The sequence below is a fragment of the Klebsiella planticola genome (genome assembly GCF_000783935.2).
GTDB classification, from domain to species: domain Bacteria; phylum Pseudomonadota; class Gammaproteobacteria; order Enterobacterales; family Enterobacteriaceae; genus Klebsiella; species Klebsiella planticola.
The window spans coordinates 1,265,707-1,288,548 of sequence record NZ_CP026047.1 but is presented as its reverse complement, the minus strand read 5'-3'; the positions used below and the strand labels follow the sequence as shown (position 1 = coordinate 1,288,548).

Sequence of the window (22,842 nt, the reverse complement as noted above, 5' to 3'; positions counted from 1 at the left end):
GTGGGAGAGGGGTAAGCGGTCGTAGCATAGCAGCAGAGGGTTAGCACAATATACGATTTTTCGGGCGCCTACCGCTTAGTTGGCATAAGAAGAAAATATGGTTCCCGCCGGAGCGCGGCGGGAACCTCAGGGCATCATGCCTTCAGCTGAACGTTGCCGTCTTTCACGCGCGCATCGAAATGTGCAATGGAGTGGCTTGCATCTTCCATGCACAGGCCGTCGCGCAGACGGAAGCGCTGTTTCTTCAATGGGCTGGCGACCCACAGCTCACCCTCATGTTCAGCAATGATGCCTCGCGACAGCACGCTGGCGTTGAAGTACGGGTCGATATTGCTGATCGCATAGACCCGATCGTCATGGTAAGGCCGGAACAGGGCGACCTGCTGCTGGCCCAGCAGCGCACAGACGCCGGTTGCAGGCAGAATATCGTCAATCTTGCAGATGTTTACCCACTGGCTCATGCGTTCTCCTCCACCAGAGTGACCGGGATACGCTCATACGGCGTTGCCGGACGGTGCTGCTCGCGTTCCGGTACGACCTGTACATTCGGGTCGCGCTGGTTGCTGTTGATAAAGTGTTTGAAGCGGGTTTGTGCCGCCGGATTGTTGACCGTCTCGGTCCACTCGCAGGCGACAGCGGCACGCAGACGCGCCAGCTCTTCTTCCAGGTGGGCGTTCAGGCCCAGCTTGTCGTCGATAATGACGCTACGCAGGTAGTCGATGCCGCCTTCCATGTTGTCTAACCACGGCGCGGTACGCGTCAGCTTATCGGCGGTACGGATATAGAACATCATAAAGCGATCGAGATAGCTGAGCAGCGTTTCGCGATCGAGATCGGCGGCCAGCAGGTCGGCGTGGCGCGGCTTCATCCCGCCATTCCCGCAGACGTACAGGTTCCAGCCTTTCTCGGTAGCGATAATGCCGACGTCTTTCCCCTGCGCTTCCGCACATTCACGGGTGCAGCCGGAGACGCCAAACTTCATTTTGTGCGGCGTACGGATGCCTTTGTAGCGGTTTTCCAGCTCGACGCCGAAGCCCACGCTGTCGCCGACGCCGTAGCGGCACCAGGTGCTGCCGACGCAGGTTTTCGCCATACGCAGCGCTTTGGCATACGCGTGGCCGGTTTCGAAGCCCGCTTCAATCAGCTGACGCCAGATTTCCGGCAGGTCGTCTTTTTGTGCGCCGAACAGGCCGATACGCTGTGAACCGGTGATTTTAGTGTAGAGGTTATATTCGCGCGCGATGCGCCCTACGGCCACCAGGCCTTCCGGCGTAATTTCGCCGCCGGCGGAGCGCGGGATAACCGAATAGGTCCCGTCTTTCTGGATGTTGGCGAGGAAATTATCGTTCGTGTCCTGCAGCGGCGTATGCTGAGGCTTGAGAATGTACTCATTCCAGCAGGAGGCCAACAGCGAGCCAACGGTCGGTTTACACACTTCGCAGCCGTAGCCTTTTCCGTGTTTCGCCAGCAGCTCTTCGAAGGTTTTAATCCCTTCTACGCGAATCAGGTGGAACAGCTCCTGGCGGGAGTAGGCAAAGTGTTCGCACAGATTGTGGTTCACTTCGATCCCCTGTTTCGCCAGCTCCGCGTTCAGCACCTGGGTCACCAGCGGAATACAGCCGCCGCAGCCGGTACCGGCTTTGGTTTCTGCTTTCAGCGCGGCGACGGTATGGCAGCCTTTGTTGATGGCGGAAATCAGCATCCCTTTGGTCACGTCGAAGCAGGAACAGATTTGCGCGCTGTCCGGCAGTTTATCGACGCCGATTGACGGCTTACCGCTGCCTGCGTGTGCCGGCAGAATCAGCGAGTCCGGGTTTTCCGGCAGTTCAATGCCGTTGAGCACCAGCTGCAGCAGATTGCCGTAATCGCTGGTGTCACCGACCAGCACCGCGCCAAGCAGAGTTTTATTGTCTTCGCTGACGATCAGTCGTTTGTAGACTTCTTTGCTTTCATCAAGATAGACGTAGCTGCGGGCGCCAGGCGTGCGGCCATGCGCATCGCCGATGCCGCCCACGTCAACGCCAAGCAGCTTCAGTTTGGCGCTGAGATCGGCCCCGATGAAGCGGTTGTCGTTGCCGAGGAGATGGTCGACGGTCACCTGGGCCATTTTATAACCCGGCGCCACCAGACCGTAGACGCGGTTGTTCCAGCTGGCGCATTCGCCGATAGCATAGATATCCGGATCGGAAGTCTGGCAGGTGTCATTGACCACGATACCGCCGCGCTGCGCCACGGCCAGACCGCACTGGGTCGCCAGCTTGTCGCGTGGACGAATACCGGTGGAGAAGACGATGAAATCGACCTGCAGCTCGCTGCCATCGGCGAACTGCATGGTTTTTCTGGCCTCGCTGCCCTGCTGGACAATCTCTTTGGTGTTTTTGCTGGTATGGACCTTTACGCCCATACTTTCGATTTTACGCTTGAGCTGCTCGCCACCCATATTATCCAGCTGTTCGGCCATCAGCATGGGCGCAAATTCGATGACGTGGGTTTCCACGCCGAGGTTCTTCAGCGCGCCGGCAGCTTCGAGGCCCAGCAGGCCGCCGCCGACTACGGCGCCGCGTTTGCTGCGACGCGCGCAGGATTCAATCGCGTTCAGATCTTCAATGGTGCGGTACACAAAGCAGTCCTGAGTGTCCGCGCCTTTGATTGGCGGGATCCACGGATAGGAGCCCGTCGCGATCACCAGCTTGTCGTAAAATACCGTGCGTCCCGCGCTGGAGTGAATCACTTTCTCCTGGCGGTTAATGGTAATAGCGCGTTCACCGATCAGGACTTTAACGCCATGTTTCTCGTAAAAACCTTCACGGACCAGCGAGAGCTCTTCGGCGGTGTGATGGGAGAAGTAAGACGACAGGTGGACGCGGTCGTAAGCGATACGGGGTTCTTCACAGAACACGGTAATGTCGAACTGTCCGGCAGGCGCCTTATCAAGAAGCTCTTCGATAAAGCGATGGCCAACCATGCCGTTACCGATAATAGCGATTCTGACTTTGCTCATTTTTGCCTCGATTTCTTTTCTATTACCGCCTACCTTAACGATTCAGCCAGGACACTTATTGATACAAATCAAGAACGCCCGCACCTACCACTTAATGGGTATGCTTATGATTTTCCTGGATTTTTATAAGTTATGGAAAACTCAGGCTTTTCCTTGCTGTTGCTTTTGTGTACAAAATGGATGCGGGGGAATGTTCATGGGTTGGGCGAAAAAACGGCAATATTCACGGGAGTCATCAAGATGACAGCAGTTCCGCTTTGGTTGATTGAGAACGTACGTTTGCCTGACCGCGAAGGGCTGTGGCAGATCGCGATAGATAAAGGCTGTTTTGGTGATATCACCCCGATGGGCGATGCGCGCAGCGAAAGTTATGAAGTGCTCAACGCCCGCGGCGGGCTCGCGATTCCACCATTTATTGAACCGCATATTCATCTCGATACCACCCAAACTGCCGGCGAGCCAAACTGGAACCAGTCCGGGACGCTGTTCGAGGGGATTGAGCGCTGGGCAGAGCGTAAGGCGCTGTTGAGTCATGAAGATGTGAAGGCCCGGGCGTGGAAGACGCTGAAATGGCAAATCGGCAACGGGATTCAGTTTGTCCGGACGCACGTTGACGTGTCTGACCCGACGTTGACGGCATTAAAGGCGATGCTGGAGGTGAAACAGGAGGTAGCGCCATGGGTAGATTTGCAGATAGTCGCCTTCCCCCAGGAGGGGATCTTATCCTACCCCAATGGTGAGGCCTTGCTGGAGGAGGCCCTGCGACTCGGGGCCGATGTGGTCGGCGCCATTCCGCACTTTGAGTTTACTCGCGAGTATGGCGTGGAATCGCTGCATATCGCGTTCCGTCTGGCGCAGCAGTATCAGCGTCCGCTGGATATTCACTGCGATGAGATTGACGACGAGCAGTCGCGGTTTGTCGAAACGGTGGCGGCTCTGGCGTTGAAAGAGGGGATTGGCCCACGGGTTACGGCCAGCCATACCACCGCGATGCACTCCTATAACGGCGCCTATACTTCGCGGTTGTTTCGGTTACTGAAGCTCTCGGGAATCAACTTTGTCGCTAACCCGCTGGTGAATATTCATCTTCAGGGGCGTTTTGACGATTATCCAAAGCGCCGTGGCATCACCCGGGTGAAGGAGCTGATGGCGGCGGGCATTAATGTCTGTTTCGGTCACGATGATGTTTTCGACCCGTGGTACCCGCTCGGTACTGGCAATATGCTGCAGGTGCTGCATATGGGGTTGCATGTCTGTCAGCTGATGGGCTATCAGCAGATTAACGATGGGCTGAAGCTGATTACCGACAACAGCGCCCGCACCTTTGGCCTGCACGATTACGGCATTGTGCCGGGCTATCCCGCAAATCTGGTTATTCTACCGGCGGAGAATGGTTTTGAAGCGGTTCGCTGCCAGGTGCCGGTTCGCTGGTCGATTCGTCAGGGACGGGTAATTGCCACAACGCAACTGGCACAGACCTGGATCCAGACCGACAGAGGAGGAGAGGAGCTGTTCTTTAGCCGAAACAGCCCCTTCACTGACGCAAAGGGGCCAACAAAGGCTTAGTGGGAGGCCGCCGCCGCATTGTGCTGGCGGTGGCGGGAGACGAAGCCAAGGATTAAGCACATCACAAAGACGACGGCGTAGAGGCCGTTAGCGGTGTGCAGCGCTGCCAGCGGGCCGCTGGCAGCCACAATCGGACCGGTCACCACGAAGGTCAGCATTGTGCCGATGGTGCCGCAGGTCAGTACAAAGTTCACCAGTTTCGGCGACGCGACTTTGGTTTGTAGCGAACCCAGCGTAATAAGCGAGGTGTAAATCGCGCTGGAGAAGAAGCCGAGGGTCAGAATAAACCACGGCATATGCTCCGGTGAACCGTTGATGAACAGGTACATCAGCACGGTGGCGAGACCAGCCAGGACGGTCAGGATCCGCTGCAGGTCGAAGAAGCGCAGGATGAAGCTGAACGACCACATGCCAATCATGTACGACATCCAGAAATCACTCACCAGCTTACCGCCATCGGCCAGGCTCATGCCCAGGGTCTTGGCATACTCCGGTACCCAGGAGATAAAGCCCAGCTGACCGAGGATGTAGCACAGCGCCGCAATTGCGAGGAACAGCACGCCGATGCCCCATTTTTCTTTCACGACCGGCTGGTTGTCCTGCTGCCCTTTTTTGCCAAGAACCGGGAACTCACAGCCGAAGGTCAGAATAAAGATGGCAACGTAGACCAGACCAATGCAGGCATAAACCCAGTACCACTCAATGCTGCGGGCCAACAGGAATGCGGCGACCATCGGGAAGATCATCCCCGCCATGCTGAAGAAGGAGTCGGTAAACAGCAGACGCGCGCCACGCTGGCGGCCTTCATACATGTGGGTGATCAGGAAGGTCCCGATCGACATGGTGATCCCGCTGACCAGTCCCAGAACGAACATGGACGCGGAGAACAGAGCCAGGCTGTGGCTAAACATCAGCCCGGCAACGGCCAGTACCATCAGAATGAAGCCAAAACGCAGCTGGGTTTTCAGCGGCACAATTTCCATCAGCCAGGCGTTCAGGAAGATAGAGATCAGGATACCGGCGTTGAGGAAAGTAAAGGTGTTGCTCATGCTGGAGACGGGCAAATGGAAATAATCGGCGATATTTCCCATCACCATTCCGGTGACGATCACCAGCGCGCCGGTGAGGGCGTAGGAAAAGAAGCTGATCCATGTGAGCTTGATACGATTGCTGTTAGTCATGACTGGCCTGTGAATAGAAATGTAAAGCGCATTGACTGCGCCAGGGCGGACAGATTTTATTCATTCGAGTGATGTAAGCAAACGTTTATTATGCAATGAAATGCTTTTTGCATAGATTAGTGTGATTTGTATCGCTTTTATTGATCACGCTGGTCAAGGCGTGCGCCGTAACAACTGTTTCAGCTACGTAAAATTAGGTAAAAGGCTGGCCCAGGATGCAAAGGCTCTTTAGAATCAAAGCACTTGCTTTTTATTCTGCTCCGTTAAGGAATTCCCATGCTCAAATCAACTCTGGCGGCGGTGGTTGCCGTTTTCGCCATTTCAGCTTTCTCTCCGGCAATGGCAGCGAAAGGCGATCCTCATGTACTGCTGACGACGTCTGCGGGCAATATTGAGCTGGAGTTAAATAGCCAGAAAGCACCGATTTCCGTGGATAACTTCCTGAAGTACGTGAACAGCGGCTTCTATAACAACACCACCTTCCATCGCGTGATTCCGGGCTTCATGGTGCAGGGCGGCGGCTTCAACGAACAGATGCAGCAAAAGCAGCCGAACCCGCCGATTAAAAACGAAGCCGATAACGGTCTGCGCAATACCCGCGGCACTATCGCGATGGCGCGTACCGCCGATCAGGACAGCGCGACCAGCCAGTTCTTCATTAACATTGCGGACAACGCCTTCCTTGACCACGGGCAGCGTGATTTTGGCTATGCGGTCTTCGGCAAAGTGGTGAAAGGCATGGACGTGGCGGATAAGATTTCTCAGGTTCAGACGCACAACGTCGGACCGTACCAGAATGTACCGTCCAAACCTGTCGTCATCCTCTCAGCGAAAGTCCTGCCGTAAGCCTTTCTGTGCGCGGGTAACATCGCCCGCGCCACATCGGCCTCTCTGCGTAACCCGAAATTGCTGCTTATACTTGTGGCAAACAGGGGACGATAAGGGAGGCGACCATGCGTTCACTCACCGATAAGCAAAAATCCCAACTCTGGGAACAGACCCGCAATGTGAATTTTCAGGCCAGCCGTCGTCTTGAGGGCGCAGCGATCCCGCTGGTGACACTGACTGCCGAACAAGCGCTGGCGCGTGTCGCCGAGATCAGGAGGCGTCATGAGCAGTAAATATGGCGACGATCGCGACCCTTACCTCTACCCTGCGCTCAATGTGATGCGTAACCGTCTCGGCATTCGTCAGGCGCAGCGGCTGGAGCAAACGGCCTGGGAAATCACCTCCCTGCGTGCGGCGACGCTGCCGCTGGGACCGCGTGGCCGCGGGCTACCTTACCTCTGTTTCATTCATCATCAGCTGTATCAGGATATCTTCGACTGGGCGGGGCAATTCAGAGAAGTCGATATCTATCAGGGTGATACCCCTTTCTGTCATTTTGCGTGGATTGAGAAAGAGGGCAATGCGCTGATGCGGGCGCTGGAGGACGAGGACTATCTCAGCGGAATCAGCCGCGCGACGTTTGTCACGCGTCTGAGCTGGTACTACGGGGAAATCAACGTCCTGCACCCGTTTCGCGTCGGTAGCGGCCTGGTTCAGCGGATTTTCTTTGAACAGTTGGCTCTTCACGCCGGGTTTGTGCTCGACTGGCGGGATATCGACCCCGATACCTGGAGCCAGGCTAACCAGCTGGGGGCGATGGGCGATCCCGAACCCCTTGAGCGGATCTTTCGCAAAGTGGTAAGCGAAGCGTGAGAATCTGAGTAGAATAGCCCGGTTTTATTCTTTCCGGAGCCGCTATGATCCTGCTTATCGACAACTATGATTCTTTCACCTGGAACTTGTACCAGTACTTCTGTGAACTGGGGGCGGAAGTGCTGGTCAGGCGTAATGATGAGCTGACGCTTGAGGAGATAGCGGCGTTGCTGCCGGAGAAAATCGTGATCTCTCCCGGGCCCTGTACACCAAATGAGTCAGGCATTTCGCTGGCGGTGATTGCCCGTTATGCCGGTCAGATTCCGCTGCTGGGCGTTTGTCTTGGCCATCAGGCTATCGCCCAGGTCTTTGGGGCCACTATCGTGAGAGCGGCGAAAGTGATGCACGGCAAGACTTCCCCCATCCATCATAACGGGCAGGGGGTCTTTCAGGGGCTGAATAATCCGCTGACCGTCACTCGCTACCACTCTCTGCTGATTGATCCCGCGACGCTTCCCGAATGTTTTGAGGTGACGGCCCGCAGCGACAGCGGGGAGATTATGGCCATTCGCCATCGGGAGTGGGATCTCGAAGGGGTACAGTTCCACCCGGAGAGTATTCTCAGCGAGCAGGGACATCAGCTGCTGGCAAACTTCCTCAACCGGTGATTTGTAGTTGCCATTGACTGATTTTTTATGCATATTTTGTGATTAGATTATCACAATAATGACCGCATAACGAAGAAGGATGGCATGACATGGCAACTGAGCAACCGGTAATTACCCGCGCCACATTCGATGAAGTTATTTTGCCGATTTATGCACCGGCAGAATTCATCCCGGTCAAAGGTAAAGGTAGCCGCGTTTGGGATCAGCAGGGCAAAGAGTACGTTGATTTCGCCGGCGGGATTGCGGTGACGGCGTTAGGGCATTGTCATCCGGCTCTGGTCGCGGCGCTGCATGAGCAGGGAGAAACCTTGTGGCATACCAGCAATGTCTTTACCAACGAGCCGGCGCTGCGTCTGGGCCGCAAGCTGGTGGATGCCACCTTCGCCGAGCGCGTGGTGTTCATGAACTCCGGCACCGAAGCGAACGAAACGGCGTTCAAGCTGGCCCGCCACTACACCATTACCCGTCACAGCCCGTATAAGACCAAAATCATCGCCTTCCATAATGCCTTCCACGGCCGTTCGCTGTTCACGGTATCGGTGGGCGGGCAGCCAAAATATTCTGATGGCTTCGGCCCGAAACCGGCGGACATTATCCACGTGCCGTTTAACGATCTGCATGCGGTGAAGGCGGTGATGGATGACCACACCTGTGCGGTAGTGGTTGAGCCAATTCAGGGGGAAGGCGGGGTGATGGCCGCGACGCCGGAGTTCCTGAAAGGACTGCGCGAGCTGTGCGATGAGCATCAGGCGCTGCTGGTATTTGATGAAGTGCAGTGCGGCATGGGGCGTACCGGTTCGCTGTTTGCATATATGCACTACGGCGTGACGCCGGACATTCTTACCAGCGCTAAAGCGCTGGGCGGCGGCTTCCCGATCAGCGCTGTACTGACCACCAGTGATATTGCCAGCGCATTCCACGCCGGTTCCCACGGTTCGACCTACGGCGGTAACCCGCTGGCCTGCGCCGTCGCCGGGGCGGCATTTGATCTGATTAATACGCCGGAGGTGCTGGAGGGCGTGAAGGCGAAGCGCGAGCTGTTTGTGCAGCATCTCCAGCAAATTGACGCGCAGTTTGACCTGTTCAGCGACATCCGCGGTATGGGGCTGTTGATTGGCGCGGAGCTTAAGCCGCAGTATAAAGGCCGGGCACGCGATTTTCTCTATGCCGCGGCAGATGCGGGCGTGATGGTGCTGAATGCCGGGCCGGATGTGATGCGCTTTGTCCCTTCGCTGGTCATCGACGAGAAGGATATTGCTGAAGGCATGGCCCGCTTTGCCCAGGCGATAAAGCAGGTTCTTAACGCTTAATCGCGCGTAGCCAGATACCGTGATGCGGGCGCTGACGCCATGCCACCGAGGAGATGGTGTGCATGGTGTTCAGATGGTCGAGGATCCGCTGCAGATGTTGCTCCATTGTACTCAACGGGCCCCGGCTCACCTCCACATCCTGCGACTCCATAATATTCACATCGCCAGCGCTGCCGGGACCGTCGGAGTCCAGCCGCTGTTGACAGCGCTGGAGCGCAATCTCACAGGATTCCAGGTAACGCCGGGCCAGCTCCGGCGTCAGCATATTGTGCTCGCGGGCGAGGGTGGTCATGGCGTTGATATGCTCAACAATAAACTGGCTGTGGGTGACCCACAGTTTCATATCATCAAGATAATGTGTGTTAAAACCGGGTTCCTGCATGGCCTGATTCAGCGAGTTATACAGCGAGTTATGTGCCTGATTGACGCGCATCCGGCGATAGGCCAGCGCCGGGGCCTGATGATCGTCGCTGAGAATTAGCCTGATCGCTTCCTGATCGGCTTCCAGCGCGTCGTGAGCGTTTTTACGCAGTAGCCCGCTTTGCCATTGCGGCCATAGCCAGACCATGCCGCCAAAGGCGATAAGGCAGCCGATAAGCGTATCGATAAGCCTGGCGACAATATACTGCTCGCCGTTGAGCGTCAGAAGCTGCAGGGTATACACCGCCGTCACGGTAAAGCCAACCATCGCCCAGCCATAATGCTTGCGAATAATCAGGTAGCTCAGCAGCGTGACGAGCAGCATCGCGGAGAGCGTATAACCCTCCGGGACGTGAAAGTGCAGCGCCAGGCCGGCGATAGCCAGACCGGCAAGTGTACCTGCCGCCCGATGGACGATACGTACCCGCGTCGCGCCGTAGCCGTTTTGGGTCACAAAAAGCACCGTCATCAGGATCCAGTAAGGCTTGGGAAGGTTCAGGGCGCTTCCCATCAGGCTCGCGGCCGTTAGCATCACGCAGATACGCGCAGCGTTACGTAGCGCCGGCGATTTTAATGAGAGATAGCTCTTTAGCGCGGGCAGCAGCGGCAGACGGCGCTCTTTATCCGCCATCAGGTTGCGAGCATACAGCGGGCGCTGGGTACGCAGCACCCGGGCTATTCGGCTGAAGTGCCAGGCGCAGAACTGCCCTACCGGGTTGTCCGGATGCTGCCAGGCGATTTTCTCCAGCGCGCCGATTTGCTTATCCATATGAAAGCGTTGCGGGTAGCGGTGGTAGAGAATGTCATCGGCCAGCACCCGCAGGCGTGCGGCAACGGTTTGTGCGTTCCAGCGGATCACCGCCTCGGCATGGCTGCGCTCTACCAGTTTTTGTACTTCTTCGGGTTGGTGCAGGCTGACGGAGATATGTTCCTGCAAATCCAGCGCCATCTGAAATGCCCGCAGCAGGCGCTTGTGGTCATTGCGCTAGTTCGCCGCCAGCATATGCATCTGCTGGTAGCATTGGGTGATCAGGTCCACCACCTTCTGCTGGCGCGTGAGCAGCGGCGGCAGTGAAGTGGTGGGATCGATATGCTGGGTCAGCAGGCTGTATTTGGCTTCGCAGTAGTTAGCCAGCTCGCGATAAAGCAGGCTCAGCGATTCGCGCAGCGGCTGCTCGCGCCATAGCCAAAACCAGAACCAGTTAAACAGGCCGTACCACAGCGTCCCGAGGGCGTAGATCAGCAGTGGCTCCCAGACGGGCATGTTCCCGGCAAGGCTCAGGGTAAAGATTGCGGCAATTAACGACGCGGGCAGAAGCCTGGCGTGCAGAGAGCTGATCTCCGCCGTTACGCCCAGCAGTAGCGCCAGGCCGCTGAGAATCAAGGGCAGCGGGATATCCTGCTGAAGAAGAAGCTGGACCACCAGGCTACAGCCGGCAAACAGCGAGCCGCCAATAATCAGACGTTTAAAAAAGCGTTTGTGCGGCGTATCCAGACCGGCGACGTTACAGCAGGCGGGCACCAGCGAAAACAGCAGACCTTGCTGTAAGTGACCGAGGAGGAGACCGATTGCGACAGGCAAACACAACACCAGCGTTTGCCGCAGTGCATAGTTGACTTCCGGGTGGTAAATCAGCCTGCGCCACATAGAGGGAAAACAAAAACGGCGTGTTGCGCAAGCAACACGCCGTTTTATCGACTTAACGCGTACCGTATACGACGATAGTTTTACCGTGTGCGGAGATCAGGTTCTGATCTTCCAGCATCTTCAGGATACGGCCAACGGTCTCGCGGGAACAGCCAACGATCTGACCAATTTCCTGACGGGTAATTTTAATTTGCATACCATCAGGGTGGGTCATCGCATCCGGCTGTTTTGCCAGGTTCAACAGCGTCTGAGCGATGCGCCCGGTGACGTCGAGGAAGGCAAGGTTACCCACTTTTTCTGAGGTCACCTGCAGACGGCGAGCCATCTGCGACGACAGGCGCATCAGGATATCCGGGTTAACCTGAATGAGCTGACGGAATTTTTTGTAGGAGATTTCGGCCACTTCACATGCGGTTTTCGCACGTACCCAGGCGCTACGCTCCTGGCCTTCTTCAAACAAGCCTAATTCACCGATGAAATCGCCCTGGTTGAGGTAAGAGAGGATCATCTCTTTACCTTCTTCATCCTTGATGAGCACAGCCACAGAGCCTTTGACGATGTAGTACAACGTTTCTGCTTTTTCACCCTGGTGGATCAGCGTGCTTTTAGATGGGTACTTATGAATGTGGCAATGAGACAAGAACCATTCGAGGGTAGGGTCTGTTTGCGGTTTGCCAAGCACCATGCGCGGTTATCCTCTGTTATAAGCTATCTCCGGGTGCCGACACTACACGGCATCCGGGCATGCAATCGTATTGTTTCCCTATGCCTGGGAAACGGCTGGTGAGTTTTCTTCAGCCTGTAATGTGAACTCCTCTGCATACATGCAGTACATCAATGTAATACTGTAGCATCCCGACTGTTTTAGCATAGCTTTTGCCGCATGTCTCCTGGTGTCTCGCTTCAGCATGATGCAGGTCGCCTTCCGTTGCGAGAATTGTTATGTACGCGTAATCTGTCAGGAAAATTGCAACCTCGGAGTTAAATTTTATGCAAGCTCGTGTGAAATGGGTTGAAGGGTTAACCTTCATCGGAGAGTCGGCGTCAGGTCACCAGATTCTGATGGACGGCAACTCCGGAGATAAAGCGCCAAGCCCAATGGAGATGGTGCTGATGGCGGCGGGCGGATGTAGCGCGATCGATGTCGTGTCTATTTTGCAGAAAGGTCGTCACAACGTGACCAACTGTGAAGTCAAGCTGACGTCTGAACGTCGGGAAGAGGCGCCGCGCCTGTTTACCCATATCAACATGCATTTTATCGTCACCGGTAAGGAGCTGAAAGAGGCGGCCGTTTCCCGTGCGGTGGATCTGTCGGCGGAGAAATACTGCTCGGTGGCGCTGATGCTGCAAAAAGCGGTGAATATCACCCACACCTATGAAGTGGTGGAAGGCTAAGCAGCCTTCCCGGAGAGCGGCGCAAACGCCTTATCCGGGAGCCGTGAGTGAAGGACGAAAACCCCGCTTAGCGCCAGGCGCTCGGGGTTTTTTAACGTGGTTAACTGATTTTCTTCCCTTCCATCAGCCGTTCGACTAGCGGCGTCATGATGAGCTCCATCGCCAGCCCCATTTTCCCGCCAGGCACCACCAGCGTATTGATATGCGAGATAAACGACCCCTGCAGCATCGCCAGCAGCCAGGGGAAATCGATATCCTGCAGGTTGCGGAAATGGATCACCACAAAGCTTTCATCCAATGACGGAATGCCCTTCGCCGCAAACGGGTTGGAGGTGTCGACAGTGGGGACGCGCTGGAAGTTGATATGGGTGCGCGAAAACTGCGGCGTAATGAAGTTGATATAGTCTTCCATTGAACGGACCACGGAATCCATCACCGCTTCACGGGAGTGGCCGCGTTCACTGGTATCGCGGATGAGCTTCTGAATCCATTCCAGGTTGACGATAGGCACCACGCCGACCAGCAGGTCGACATTCTGCGCGACGTTATACTGCGGCGTAACAACCCCGCCGTGCAGCCCTTCATAAAACAGGACATCGGTCGGTTCCGGTAGCGGTTGCCACGGTGTGAATGTGCCCGGCACCTGATTCCACGGCACCGCCTCATCATAGGTATGCAAATACTTGCGCGACTGACCGCTACCGTTACGCCCGTACTCAAGGAAGGTGTTTTCCAACAGACCGAAGTCGTTGGCTTCCGGACCGAAGTAGCTGATGTGTTTCCCCTGATCGCGCGCTTTGCGGATCGCCATGTCCATTTCCGGGCGGGTATAGCGATGGAAGCTGTCGCCTTCCACCTCAGCGGCACGCAGGTTTAGCTGTGCGAAAATTTTACGAAAGGCGAGGCTGGTGGTCGTGGTTCCCGCGCCGCTGGAGCCCGTGACGGCAATCACCGGATGTTTGGCAGACATAACAACTCCCAGATTAAACGATGTGTGGCGCCGCCTTAGCCGTGAAACTGCTTGCGGGGCATGATGTTGACCGTCTCGTGCAGTTCTGACCACACCAGTACGGCTTCTCCGCTTTTCAATTGCTGTTTGACGTCGGCGACTTTATCCGCCAGCGAGCGTTCATGTTCACCATAATCGGTGCCTTCACGCAACACAAAGCTTTCGATCAGGTTATCCAGCGTTTCGGGATCCAGATCGTGCCAGGGAATAATCATTTTTGTGCTCCCAACCAACGGGTTAACCAGTCCGGGATACGCTTTTCCAGCCACATTTCCGGCTTGCGCAGCGTGCCGCCAACGAATCCGACGTGTCCGCCATTTTCTGTCAGCTGATACTCGACGTTTAGCGGGAGTTGCTCTTGCGGCGGAATGGAGTGGTGGTCCATAAAAGGATCGTCCTTCGCATGAATGATCAACGTCGGTTTAGTAATGTCGCTGAGCCGCGGCATTGCGCTACACTGGCGATAGTAGTCCAGCGCATCCGCAAATCCGTGAATCCGGGCAGTGATCATATCGTCAAACTCGCGGATGCGGCGCATACCTTTGAGCTGGCGCAGATCAACCGGTAGCGAGCCGGGATAGGCTTTCAGCTTACGCGCGGCGTTGGCCTTTAACAGATTGAGCAGATAACGTTGATAGACCCGGGAAAAGCCCTTGTCCATATGATAGCTGCAGGCTTCGAGCATGAACGGGGCTGAGACAATAACCGCGGCATCCAGCGGGACATTATCGCCTTCTTCGGCCAGCAGGCAGCCCAGCATATTGCCGCCCAGCGAATAGCCGACGGCGGCGGTCGGCACCGCACCCCATTCGCGTTGTAGCCAGTGCAGGAACCAGCTGCCATCTTCGGTTTCACCCGAATGATAGATGCGGTTATTGCGATTGGGTTCGCCGCTACAGCCGCGGAAATGCATCACCACGCCCAGCCAGCCGCGCTGCATGGCTGCATGGATAAGGCCATGAGCATAGGGGCTGTGCAGGCTGCCCTCCAGCCCGTGGAACACGACCAGTCGCGGTTTATGTTGCGCCCCGGCGGGGTCTTCGCTCCACGCCAGATCGACAAAATCACCGTCCGGGAGTTCAAGTCGCTGCCAGTGCGGCGTGAATCCCAGCTTACGGCGAATCAGGCGCGGCAGCATGGTCTGCAGATGACGATTGCCCACGCCGCGCATAGGGTGAAACTCGCGCGAGTCGTCTTCGGGGGGCGTCATTTCTGTGGGGGTGATTTCAACCATAGCACCAGAGCAGTTAATCATCTTATAAAACAGTATACCGCGCATGAAGTGCGCAGGTTATCCAATATGTGGTCTTGCGGCCTGCGCTATAGGTTACACGAAATTGAAGCCGGATGAGGACTGCTCTTGCGGGATAAGGATGACCCGCTACCCGGGAGGGCTGGAAGGGGAAACGGCCCCGCCAGGAGCGAATGGCCGTGGGGCTGGCTCAAAACATGCTGTTGCCGCTGGCGGTTTTTTCCGGAACCGTCTGAATAACATCCCAGTGCTCAACGATCTTGTTCTGCGCATCGAGGCGGAAAATATCGATAATCGCCCGGGTGACGCCCGGCTCGCGGCCGGTGGACGCAACGTGCAGAACGACATAGTCGCCGTCGACAATCACCCGTTTAATCTCGCTGTGAGAGTCGGGGAATTTCTCTTTCAGAAAGGCGATGAATTGACGAAAGCCTTCAGGCCCATCCTTCGCGCCAGGATTATGCTGGATATACTCCTGCCCGAGGTAGGTTTTTGCGGCATCAAAGTCTTTATCGTTCAGCGCCTTATTATAAAAAGCGATGACGTTTTCTTTGTTCTTTAATTCGCTTGCGGTGTAGGCGGCAAAAGCAGAGTGGGTCAGGGCGCAAAGCAGTGAGAGGGAGATGAGCGTTTTTTTTACCATGGCAATGCCTCTTCGCAGATGAGTGTTGCGGTTTTTAGCAGGGGCATATCACGGCGTGTTCCCATAACCTGGCGCCGCTGCGTTTATGCCCCCTGCCCGATCATAACCGGTCTTAACCTTCCTGCAGCATCTGTTCCAGCTGCTCTTGTGCATCCAGCCAGGCCATTTCACACTCTTCCAGACCGGATTTGGCACTGGCCTGCTGCTGCAGACAGGTGGTCAGCTCGGCTTTGCGGGAGGCATCATACAGCCCGCTGTCGCCGAGCTTCTCTTCCGCCTGGGCGAGCTGCGCGTTGAGCTTATCCATCTCTTTTTCGAGGCGGGTAATCTCTTTACGCAGCGGTTGAGTGAGCGTGCGTAATTCCGCTTCCCGACGTTTCTGGTCTTTGCGGGCCTGCGCGCTGTTACCGCTCTCTTTCGCCACGTCAGACGACGAGCTCTCCTGTTTCTGTGAGTCGCTGAGCCACTGCTGATAATCCTCCAGGTCGCCATCGAACTGCTCGACTTTGCCGTCATGCACCAGATAGAGATCGTCGGTGGTGGAACGGATCAGGTGGCGATCGTGCGAGACCACAACCAACGCGCCTTCGAAATCAATCAGCGCTTCGGTCAAGGCCTGACGCATATCGAGATCGAGGTGGTTCGTCGGTTCATCGAGCAGCAGAAGGTTAGGGCGCTGCCAGACGATTAACGCCAGCACCAGACGGGCCTTTTCACCGCCGGAGAAACGCTGAGTCTCTTCGTTGACCTTATCGCTCTGGAAACCAAATCCGCCGAGATAGTCGCGCAGCTTCTGCTCTGTCTCCTGAGGCGCCAGGCGAGCCAGATGCTGTAATGGGGATTCGTCAGCGCGCAGAAACTCCAGCTGATGCTGAGCGAAGTAGCCGAGCTTAATGCCTTTAGCGAGGCCAATCTCGCCATGCAGCGGCTGGAGTTCGCCAGCCAGCAGTTTGATCAGCGTCGACTTGCCGGCGCCGTTGCGCCCTAACAGGCCAATGCGCGAACCGGGCACCAGGTTTAACTTGATCGAGTCCAGAATCACCCGTTCGCCGTAGCCGGCGCTGACTTTTTCCATTTTCAGCAGCGGGTTTGGCAGGCTTTCCGGCGCGCGGAAACTGAAGTGGAACGGGTTATCGACGTGAGCCGGAGCGATAAGCTCCATACGCTCCAGCATCTTAATACGGCTTTGCGCCTGCTTGGCCTTGGTGGCCTTGGCGCGAAAGCGGTCGATATAACTTTGCAGATGCGCGACGCGCAGTTGCTGGCTTTCATACATCGACTGCTGCTGTGACAGACGGGTTGCGCGCTGCACTTCAAACGAGCTGTAGTTGCCGGTGTATTCGAACATCGTTTGCTGTTCGATATGAATAATTTTATCGACGATCGGGTCCAGGAAGTCACGATCGTGAGAGATCAGAATCAGCGTGCCGGTGTAGCCTTTCAGCCATTTTTCCAGCCAGATGACCGCATCGAGATCGAGGTGGTTAGTCGGTTCATCGAGCAGCAGCAGATCGGAACGACAAATCAGCGCCTGCGCGAGGTTCAGGCGCATACGCCAACCGCCGGAAAAGTCGCTGACCGGGCTTTCAAGCTGCTCATTACTGAACCCCAGCCCGTGCAGCAGGCTGGCGGCGCGCGAACGGATGGTCCAGGCATCAATGGCATCCAGTTTACCGTGCACCGTTGCGATGGCGTGGCCGTCATTGCGCTCGTTGGCCAGGTTTAAATCGGCTTCGAGCTGGCGGTATTCGCGATCGCCATCAATAACATAATCAATGGCTGGCTGCGGCAGCGCAGGGGTTTCCTGATTAACCCACGCCAGCTGCCAGTTACCCGGAAAGGTCATACTGCCGCCGTCGGCGCTAATCTCGTTTTTCAAAAGCGACAGCAGCGTGGATTTGCCGCAGCCGTTTTTTCCCACCAGGCCGACCTTCTGGCCAGGATTGATGGTTGCGGTGGCGTTGTCCAGGAGGACCCGTACGCCGCGACGAATTTGTAACGAGGAGAAAACAATCATAAGGCGCCGTATGTTCTGACTATGTTAGTTTGTCATTATGATAATGTAATGTGGTAGCAAATTGCTCCACCGGGCCGCAATGGTAGCCCAAAACGAAGACGATACACAAAGTCATTCTGGTTGCGTCGGGACGTAGCCGTTGTACAGGCCACCAGAAGACGTTCGGGAGGGGAATGATGTCTCAGACAGCGAAGGTTTTGCTGCTGTATGCCCACCCAGAATCCCAGGATTCCGTGGCCAACCGGGTTTTACTTGAACCGGCTTTACAGTTGCCTAATGTCACCGTGCACGATCTCTATGCACACTACCCAGATTTTTTTATCGATATTGCTCACGAGCAGGATCTGTTGCGCCAGCATGAGGTGATTGTTTTCCAGCACCCGCTTTATACGTGGAGCTGCCCGGCATTGCTGAAGGAGTGGCTGGACAGAGTGCTGACCCGCGGCTTTGCCAGCGGCGCCGGAGGGAACCAGCTTGCGGGAAAGTACTGGCGTAGCGTGATTACCACCGGTGAGCCCGAGAGCGCCTACCGACGCGATGCCAATCGCTATCCCATGAACGACATCCTGCGCCCATTTGAACTGACTGCCGGCATGTGCCGGATGCACTGGATGAGTCCGATTATTGTCTACTGGGCTCGCCGACAATCGCCTGCCGATCTGAAAAATCACGCGCGTGCTTATCGCGACTGGCTGGCTAATCCCATCGCGGCAGGAGGCATAAATGGAGGGCGCTGATCTGCTGTTAGCGGGAGTCTTGTTTCTGTTTTCTGCCGTGGTGGCGGTGCCGTTGGCCGCCCGGCTGGGCATCGGTGCGGTATTAGGCTATCTGCTGGCCGGCATTGCGATTGGTCCCTGGGGGCTGGGATTTATTAGCGATGTCGATGAGATTTTGCACTTCTCCGAACTGGGCGTTGTGTTCCTGATGTTCATCATCGGACTGGAGCTGAATCCGGCTAAGCTCTGGCGCCTGCGCAGCTCCATTTTTGGCGTCGGGGCGGCGCAGGTCGTGCTCAGCGCGGGTATCCTCGGCGGATTACTGATAGTGACCGGGTTTTCCTGGCAGGCGGCGGTAGTCGGCGGTATTGGTCTGGCGATGTCGTCCACGGCAATGGCGCTGCAGCTGATGCGTGAGAAAGGAATGAGTCGCAGCGAGTCCGGCCAGCTGGGTTTTTCCGTGCTGCTGTTCCAGGATCTGGCGGTGATCCCCGCGCTGGCTCTGGTTCCGCTGTTGGCCGGTTCCGGTGATGACCATCTTAACTGGGTGACCGTCGGGCTGAAGGTTTTGGCCTTCGCGGGGATGCTTATTGGCGGCCGTTTTCTGCTGCGACCTGTTTTTCGGTTTATCGCCGGCTCCGGGGTCCGAGAAGTATTTACCGCCGCGACGCTGCTGCTGGTACTGGGATCGGCCTTGTTTATGGACGCGCTCGGTCTGTCTATGGCGCTCGGTACCTTCATCGCCGGCGTTCTGCTGGCTGAAAGCGAGTATCGCCATGAGCTGGAGATCGCCATTGAGCCGTTTAAAGGGCTCTTGCTCGGGTTGTTCTTTATTTCCGTCGGCATGGCATTGAATCTGGGCGTGCTCTATACCCACTTACTGTGGGTGGCGGCAAGCGTTGCCGTGCTGGTGGCGGTGAAAAGCCTCGTGCTGTACAGCCTGGCGCGGGTATACGGGTTGCGTAGCTCGGAACGGATGCAGTTTGCGGGAGTGCTGAGCCAGGGGGGCGAGTTTGCGTTTGTGCTGTTCTCACTGCCGGCTTCGCTGCGACTGTTCGAAAACGATCAGATGGCGCTGCTACTGGTGACGGTCACGCTATCGATGATGACGACGCCGCTGCTGATGACGCTTATCGATCAAATTCTCTCCCGGCGCTTTAACCAACCGGAAGAAGAAGATGAAGCGCCGTGGGTTGAGGACGATAAACCGCAGGTGATTATTGTCGGCTTTGGCCGCTTCGGGCAGGTTATTGGTCGTTTGCTGATGGCCAATAAAATGCGGATTACCGTGCTGGAGCGCGATATCAGTGCGGTTAACCTGATGCGTAAATATGGCTATAAAGTCTATTTTGGCGATGCGACGCAACTGGAGCTGCTGCGCTCGGCGGGGGCGGAGGATGCGCAGTCGATTGTTATCACCTGCAACGAGCCGGAAGATACCATGAAGCTGGTGGAGATGTGTCAGCAACACTTTCCGCATCTGAATATTCTGGCGCGCGCCCGGGGGCGTGTTGAGGCGCATGAATTGCTGCAGGCCGGCGTGAAACAGTTTTCGCGTGAAACGTTTTCCAGCGCGCTGGAGTTGGGGCGCAAGGCATTGATTACCCTGGGCATGCATCCGCATCAGGCTCAGCGTGCGCAGCTGCACTTCCGTCGTCTGGATATGCGAATGCTGCGTGAGTTAATGCCCGTGAATACTGATACGCTGCAGATATCACGCGTGCGGGAGGCTCGCCGGGAGCTGGAAGAGATTTTCCAGCGCGAGATGCAGAAAGAGAGCAGGCAGCTTGACGGTTGGGATGAGTTTGAATAAGGGTCAAATAATGATGGCTGTACGTAAACGTTTTATTGCCGGGGCAAAATGTCCGGCGTGCCAGGCGCAGGATTCTCTGGCAATGTGGCGTGAGAATAATGTCGATATTGTTGAGTGTGTTAAGTGTGGTCACCAGATGCGTGAGGCGGATAAAGAGGCGCGCGAGCACGTCCGCAAAGATGAACAAGTGATTGGCATTTTTCATCCGGACTAGCGTTATCTGTCGCCTTTTTTTAAGCTAGAGGGTACACGGCTGCAGAATTCCGCTACAATCTGCGCCACTATTCTTCCCATGCTCAGGAGATATCATGAAAGTAGCAAAAGACCTGGTGGTCAGCCTGGCCTATCAGGTACGTACAGAAGACGGTGTGTTGGTTGATGAGTCTCCGGTAAGCGCGCCGCTGGACTACCTGCATGGTCACGGCTCCCTGATTTCCGGCCTGGAAAATGCGCTGGATGGTCATGAAGTGGGCGACAAATTTGACGTAGAAGTCGGCGCGAACGATGCGTACGGTCAGTACGACGAAAATCTGGTTCAGCGTGTTCCTAAAGACGTCTTCATGGGCGTTGACGAACTGCAGGTTGGCATGCGTTTCCTGGCGGAAACCGACCAGGGTCCAGTGCCGGTTGAAATCACCGAAGTGGACGATGAGCACGTAGTGGTTGACGGTAACCACATGCTGGCTGGCCAGAATCTGAAGTTCAACGTTGAAGTTGTTGCGATTCGCGAAGCGACTGCAGAAGAGCTGGAGCACGGTCACGTGCACGGCGCCCACGGCCACGATCATGACCACGATCATGAAGGTTGCTGCGGCGGCCACGGCCACGATCACGACCACGGTCATGAACATGGCAAAGGTGGTTGTGGTAACGGCGGCTGCGGTTGCCACTAATCCCCGTCGTCTTTCAGGCCGCAGGCGCGTTGGCCTGGCTTTCAAACCCCGGTGACATTGTTCTCTATGCTGTCGGGAGTTCTCAAGCCTGCCGCCGTTCTGCGAATCGAAATTCTTAGGGTATTCAATCCGGTAGACATAGCGCTGCCGGAGATAGTCAAGCGGGGAAACCCGCTTTTTTTACGCCTCAATAATGTGGTGGAGGCGTTTCTTCTGCCTGTGATGCGATATGCGATGATTGGGTCGCTTTCAGTTTTTCAACCATCAAGCGCATATGTTCACGCATCTTCGCCATTTCTATCTCATGGGCGGTGACGGTCTTGTTGAGGTCTTCAATGGTGATTTCCTGAAACGCCAGCCGGCTTTCCAGCTCCGCCAGGCGAGTCTCCAGTGTACTGTCGTGCATGAGTCACCTCTTCTGTCTTATTCGCGAGCGGATTCTACTCAACTTTCACCCTTCGCGCAGCAACCTCGCGTAAGACAGGAAACTTATTTATACAAAAATAGTCTGAAAACTGGCGATATTCAGGAAGGTCTGTATGTAGATTTGCTCTGCAACGTTCTATAGTACCTTTTTTGCTTTTTACGATAACCCTGGGGTGAGATGCCCCGGCCCTGGAGAAATGGATGAAATCACTGTTTAAAGTAACGCTGCTGGCGACCACGATGGCTGTCGCCCTGAATGCACCGCTGACCTTTGCGGCTGATACTGCCGCGAAGACGGCACCTGCAACGGATAGCAAAGCGGCATTTAAAAATGACGATCAAAAATCTGCTTATGCGCTGGGTGCTTCACTGGGACGTTACATGGAAAACTCCCTGAAAGAACAAGAAAAACTGGGTATCAAGCTGGATAAAGATCAGCTGATTGCCGGTGTTCAGGATGCGTTTGCGAATAAAAGCAAACTGTCCGATCAAGAAATCGAGCAGACTCTGCAAACCTTCGAGACTCGCGTAAAAACTGCTGCTCAGCAGAAAATGGAAAAAGACGCGACTGAAAACGATGCTAAAGGCAAAGCCTATCGCGACACCTTCGCAAAAGAGAAGGGCGTAAAAACCTCTAAATCTGGCCTGCTGTACAAAGTTGAGAAAGAAGGGACCGGCGACGCACCGAAAGACAGCGACACTGTTGTCGTGAACTACAAAGGTACGCTGATTGACGGTAAAGAGTTCGATAACTCCTACACCCGCGGTGAGCCGCTCTCCTTCCGTCTGGACGGCGTTATCCCTGGCTGGACTGAAGGCCTGAAAAATATCAAGAAAGGCGGCAAAATCAAGCTGGTCATCCCACCGGATCTGGCTTACGGCAAAACTGGCGTCCCGGGTATTCCGGCTAACTCCACGCTGGTCTTCGACGTAGAACTGCTGGATATCAAACCGGCACCGAAAGCCGATGCCAAGCCTGAAGCGGCGGCTGATGCCAAAGCTGACGCACAAAGCGCAGACGCGAAGAAGTAATCTGGTCTAAGCCGCCGCCGTTAAAGGCGGCGGCTTTTTTATTTGGGGCAGATATAATTAAAACTGGAAAGTGCCTCAAGCGCTGTATTACTTTAGTTAGCTTAATAATGATGATGAGCCTGCCCTGACAAGCTACACCTCATCCTTCAAGCTGCCTCTGCATTGGTTGCATCCGCTTATTCCGGTTACGCACTGGAGTCAGCCCTGAGAC

The 22,842-nt window shown here is 55.8% G+C and carries 22 protein-coding genes and 1 pseudogene; 12 read left to right on the top strand and 11 right to left on the bottom strand.

The window, feature by feature from the left end:
* Window positions 1-134 precede the first annotated feature (134 nt).
* Window positions 135-461: a nitrite reductase small subunit NirD gene (gene nirD, locus MC50_RS06345; RefSeq protein ID WP_047663535.1), complete on the bottom strand. Its 327-nt coding sequence runs from the start codon at window positions 459-461 to the stop codon at window positions 135-137.
* Window positions 458-3,001, bottom strand: coding sequence for a nitrite reductase large subunit NirB (gene nirB / locus MC50_RS06340; protein ID WP_047663534.1), 2,544 nt, complete (start codon window positions 2,999-3,001; stop codon window positions 458-460). The genes nirD and nirB overlap by 4 nt, the downstream gene beginning before the upstream one ends.
* 240 nt (window positions 3,002-3,241) lie before the next feature.
* Here nirB and MC50_RS06330 point away from each other — a divergent pair, with 240 nt between their 5' ends.
* Window positions 3,242-4,567, top strand: coding sequence for a cytosine deaminase (locus MC50_RS06330; RefSeq protein WP_032690465.1), 1,326 nt, complete (start codon window positions 3,242-3,244; stop codon window positions 4,565-4,567).
* On the opposite strand, the gene tsgA is transcribed toward MC50_RS06330, so the two are convergent.
* Window positions 4,564-5,748, bottom strand: a complete 1,185-nt coding sequence (tsgA, locus tag MC50_RS06325) for an MFS transporter TsgA (protein ID WP_032690466.1) — start codon at window positions 5,746-5,748, stop codon at window positions 4,564-4,566. The genes MC50_RS06330 and tsgA overlap by 4 nt on opposite strands.
* Before the next feature lie 276 nt (window positions 5,749-6,024).
* On the opposite strand from tsgA, the gene ppiA reads away from it, so the two are divergent.
* From ppiA to argD, 5 genes are all read left to right on the top strand, one after another.
* Window positions 6,025-6,594 (top strand): peptidylprolyl isomerase A, encoded by a 570-nt coding sequence (gene ppiA, locus MC50_RS06320; RefSeq protein ID WP_004868429.1) that lies wholly within the window; start codon window positions 6,025-6,027, stop codon window positions 6,592-6,594.
* 107 nt (window positions 6,595-6,701) lie between these two features.
* The gene (locus MC50_RS06315; RefSeq protein ID WP_049267913.1) at window positions 6,702-6,869 is read left to right on the top strand and encodes a YhfG family protein; all 168 of its coding nucleotides are present in this window, start codon (window positions 6,702-6,704) and stop codon (window positions 6,867-6,869) included.
* The gene (locus MC50_RS06310; RefSeq protein WP_032698705.1) at window positions 6,859-7,449 is read left to right on the top strand and encodes a putative adenosine monophosphate-protein transferase Fic; all 591 of its coding nucleotides are present in this window, start codon (window positions 6,859-6,861) and stop codon (window positions 7,447-7,449) included. The genes MC50_RS06315 and MC50_RS06310 overlap by 11 nt, the downstream gene beginning before the upstream one ends.
* A gap of 44 nt (window positions 7,450-7,493) precedes the next feature.
* Complete coding sequence (pabA, locus tag MC50_RS06305) at window positions 7,494-8,057, top strand: aminodeoxychorismate synthase component 2 (protein ID WP_032690468.1); 564 nt, start codon at window positions 7,494-7,496, stop codon at window positions 8,055-8,057.
* A gap of 89 nt (window positions 8,058-8,146) precedes the next feature.
* Complete coding sequence (gene argD / locus MC50_RS06300; RefSeq protein WP_046853400.1) at window positions 8,147-9,367, top strand: bifunctional acetylornithine/succinyldiaminopimelate transaminase; 1,221 nt, start codon at window positions 8,147-8,149, stop codon at window positions 9,365-9,367.
* Here argD and MC50_RS06295 read toward each other — a convergent pair.
* Window positions 9,357-11,435, bottom strand: a pseudogene (locus MC50_RS06295) (YccS/YhfK family putative transporter). The gene argD and the pseudogene MC50_RS06295 sit on opposite strands and share 11 nt — an antisense overlap.
* Window positions 11,436-11,487: 52 nt before the next feature.
* Window positions 11,488-12,120, bottom strand: a complete 633-nt coding sequence (crp, locus tag MC50_RS06290; protein WP_000242758.1) for a cAMP-activated global transcriptional regulator CRP — start codon at window positions 12,118-12,120, stop codon at window positions 11,488-11,490.
* Window positions 12,121-12,425: 305 nt separating this feature from the next.
* Here crp and MC50_RS06285 point away from each other — a divergent pair, with 305 nt between their 5' ends.
* Complete coding sequence (locus MC50_RS06285) at window positions 12,426-12,830, top strand: OsmC family protein (protein ID WP_032690471.1); 405 nt, start codon at window positions 12,426-12,428, stop codon at window positions 12,828-12,830.
* A gap of 100 nt (window positions 12,831-12,930) precedes the next feature.
* Here the strand turns inward: MC50_RS06285 and MC50_RS06280 are convergent, their stop codons facing one another.
* From MC50_RS06280 to MC50_RS06260, 5 genes are all read right to left on the bottom strand, one after another.
* A complete protein-coding gene (locus MC50_RS06280) occupies window positions 12,931-13,800 on the bottom strand; it encodes a phosphoribulokinase (RefSeq protein WP_032690472.1) in 870 nt (289 codons plus the stop codon).
* A gap of 35 nt (window positions 13,801-13,835) precedes the next feature.
* Entirely contained in the window at window positions 13,836-14,054 is a 219-nt protein-coding gene (locus MC50_RS06275) for a YheU family protein (RefSeq protein ID WP_004868412.1), read from the bottom strand.
* Window positions 14,051-15,073, bottom strand: coding sequence for a hydrolase (locus MC50_RS06270; protein WP_032697073.1), 1,023 nt, complete (start codon window positions 15,071-15,073; stop codon window positions 14,051-14,053). The genes MC50_RS06275 and MC50_RS06270 overlap by 4 nt, the downstream gene beginning before the upstream one ends.
* Before the next feature lie 208 nt (window positions 15,074-15,281).
* On the bottom strand, window positions 15,282-15,734 hold the full coding sequence (locus MC50_RS06265; protein ID WP_032690473.1) for a nuclear transport factor 2 family protein: 453 nt from the start codon (window positions 15,732-15,734) through the stop codon (window positions 15,282-15,284).
* Between the two features lie 112 nt (window positions 15,735-15,846).
* Window positions 15,847-17,751: an ABC transporter ATP-binding protein gene (locus tag MC50_RS06260; RefSeq protein WP_032696887.1), complete on the bottom strand. Its 1,905-nt coding sequence runs from the start codon at window positions 17,749-17,751 to the stop codon at window positions 15,847-15,849.
* A gap of 173 nt (window positions 17,752-17,924) precedes the next feature.
* Between MC50_RS06260 and kefG the strand changes: the two genes are divergently transcribed.
* The 4 genes from kefG (at window position 17,925) to slyD (ending at window position 21,173) form a co-directional block, all read left to right on the top strand.
* Entirely contained in the window at window positions 17,925-18,488 is a 564-nt protein-coding gene (gene kefG, locus MC50_RS06250; protein ID WP_032690475.1) for a glutathione-regulated potassium-efflux system ancillary protein KefG, read from the top strand.
* A complete protein-coding gene (kefB, locus tag MC50_RS06245; protein WP_032690476.1) occupies window positions 18,475-20,280 on the top strand; it encodes a glutathione-regulated potassium-efflux system protein KefB in 1,806 nt (601 codons plus the stop codon). The genes kefG and kefB overlap by 14 nt, the downstream gene beginning before the upstream one ends.
* Window positions 20,281-20,293: 13 nt before the next feature.
* Window positions 20,294-20,494, top strand: coding sequence for a YheV family putative zinc ribbon protein (locus tag MC50_RS06240; protein WP_013364433.1), 201 nt, complete (start codon window positions 20,294-20,296; stop codon window positions 20,492-20,494).
* Between the two features lie 94 nt (window positions 20,495-20,588).
* Complete coding sequence (slyD, locus tag MC50_RS06235; protein ID WP_004868397.1) at window positions 20,589-21,173, top strand: peptidylprolyl isomerase; 585 nt, start codon at window positions 20,589-20,591, stop codon at window positions 21,171-21,173.
* A 187-nt stretch (window positions 21,174-21,360) separates the two neighbouring features.
* On the opposite strand, the gene MC50_RS06230 is transcribed toward slyD, so the two are convergent.
* Window positions 21,361-21,579 carry a protein SlyX gene (locus tag MC50_RS06230; RefSeq protein ID WP_004868395.1) on the bottom strand — a complete coding sequence of 73 codons (219 nt, stop codon included), beginning with the start codon at window positions 21,577-21,579 and terminating at the stop codon, window positions 21,361-21,363.
* Window positions 21,580-21,800: 221 nt separating this feature from the next.
* On the opposite strand from MC50_RS06230, the gene fkpA reads away from it, so the two are divergent.
* Window positions 21,801-22,631 carry an FKBP-type peptidyl-prolyl cis-trans isomerase gene (fkpA, locus tag MC50_RS06225; protein ID WP_015585625.1) on the top strand — a complete coding sequence of 277 codons (831 nt, stop codon included), beginning with the start codon at window positions 21,801-21,803 and terminating at the stop codon, window positions 22,629-22,631.
* The last annotated feature ends 211 nt before the right edge of the window (window positions 22,632-22,842 follow it).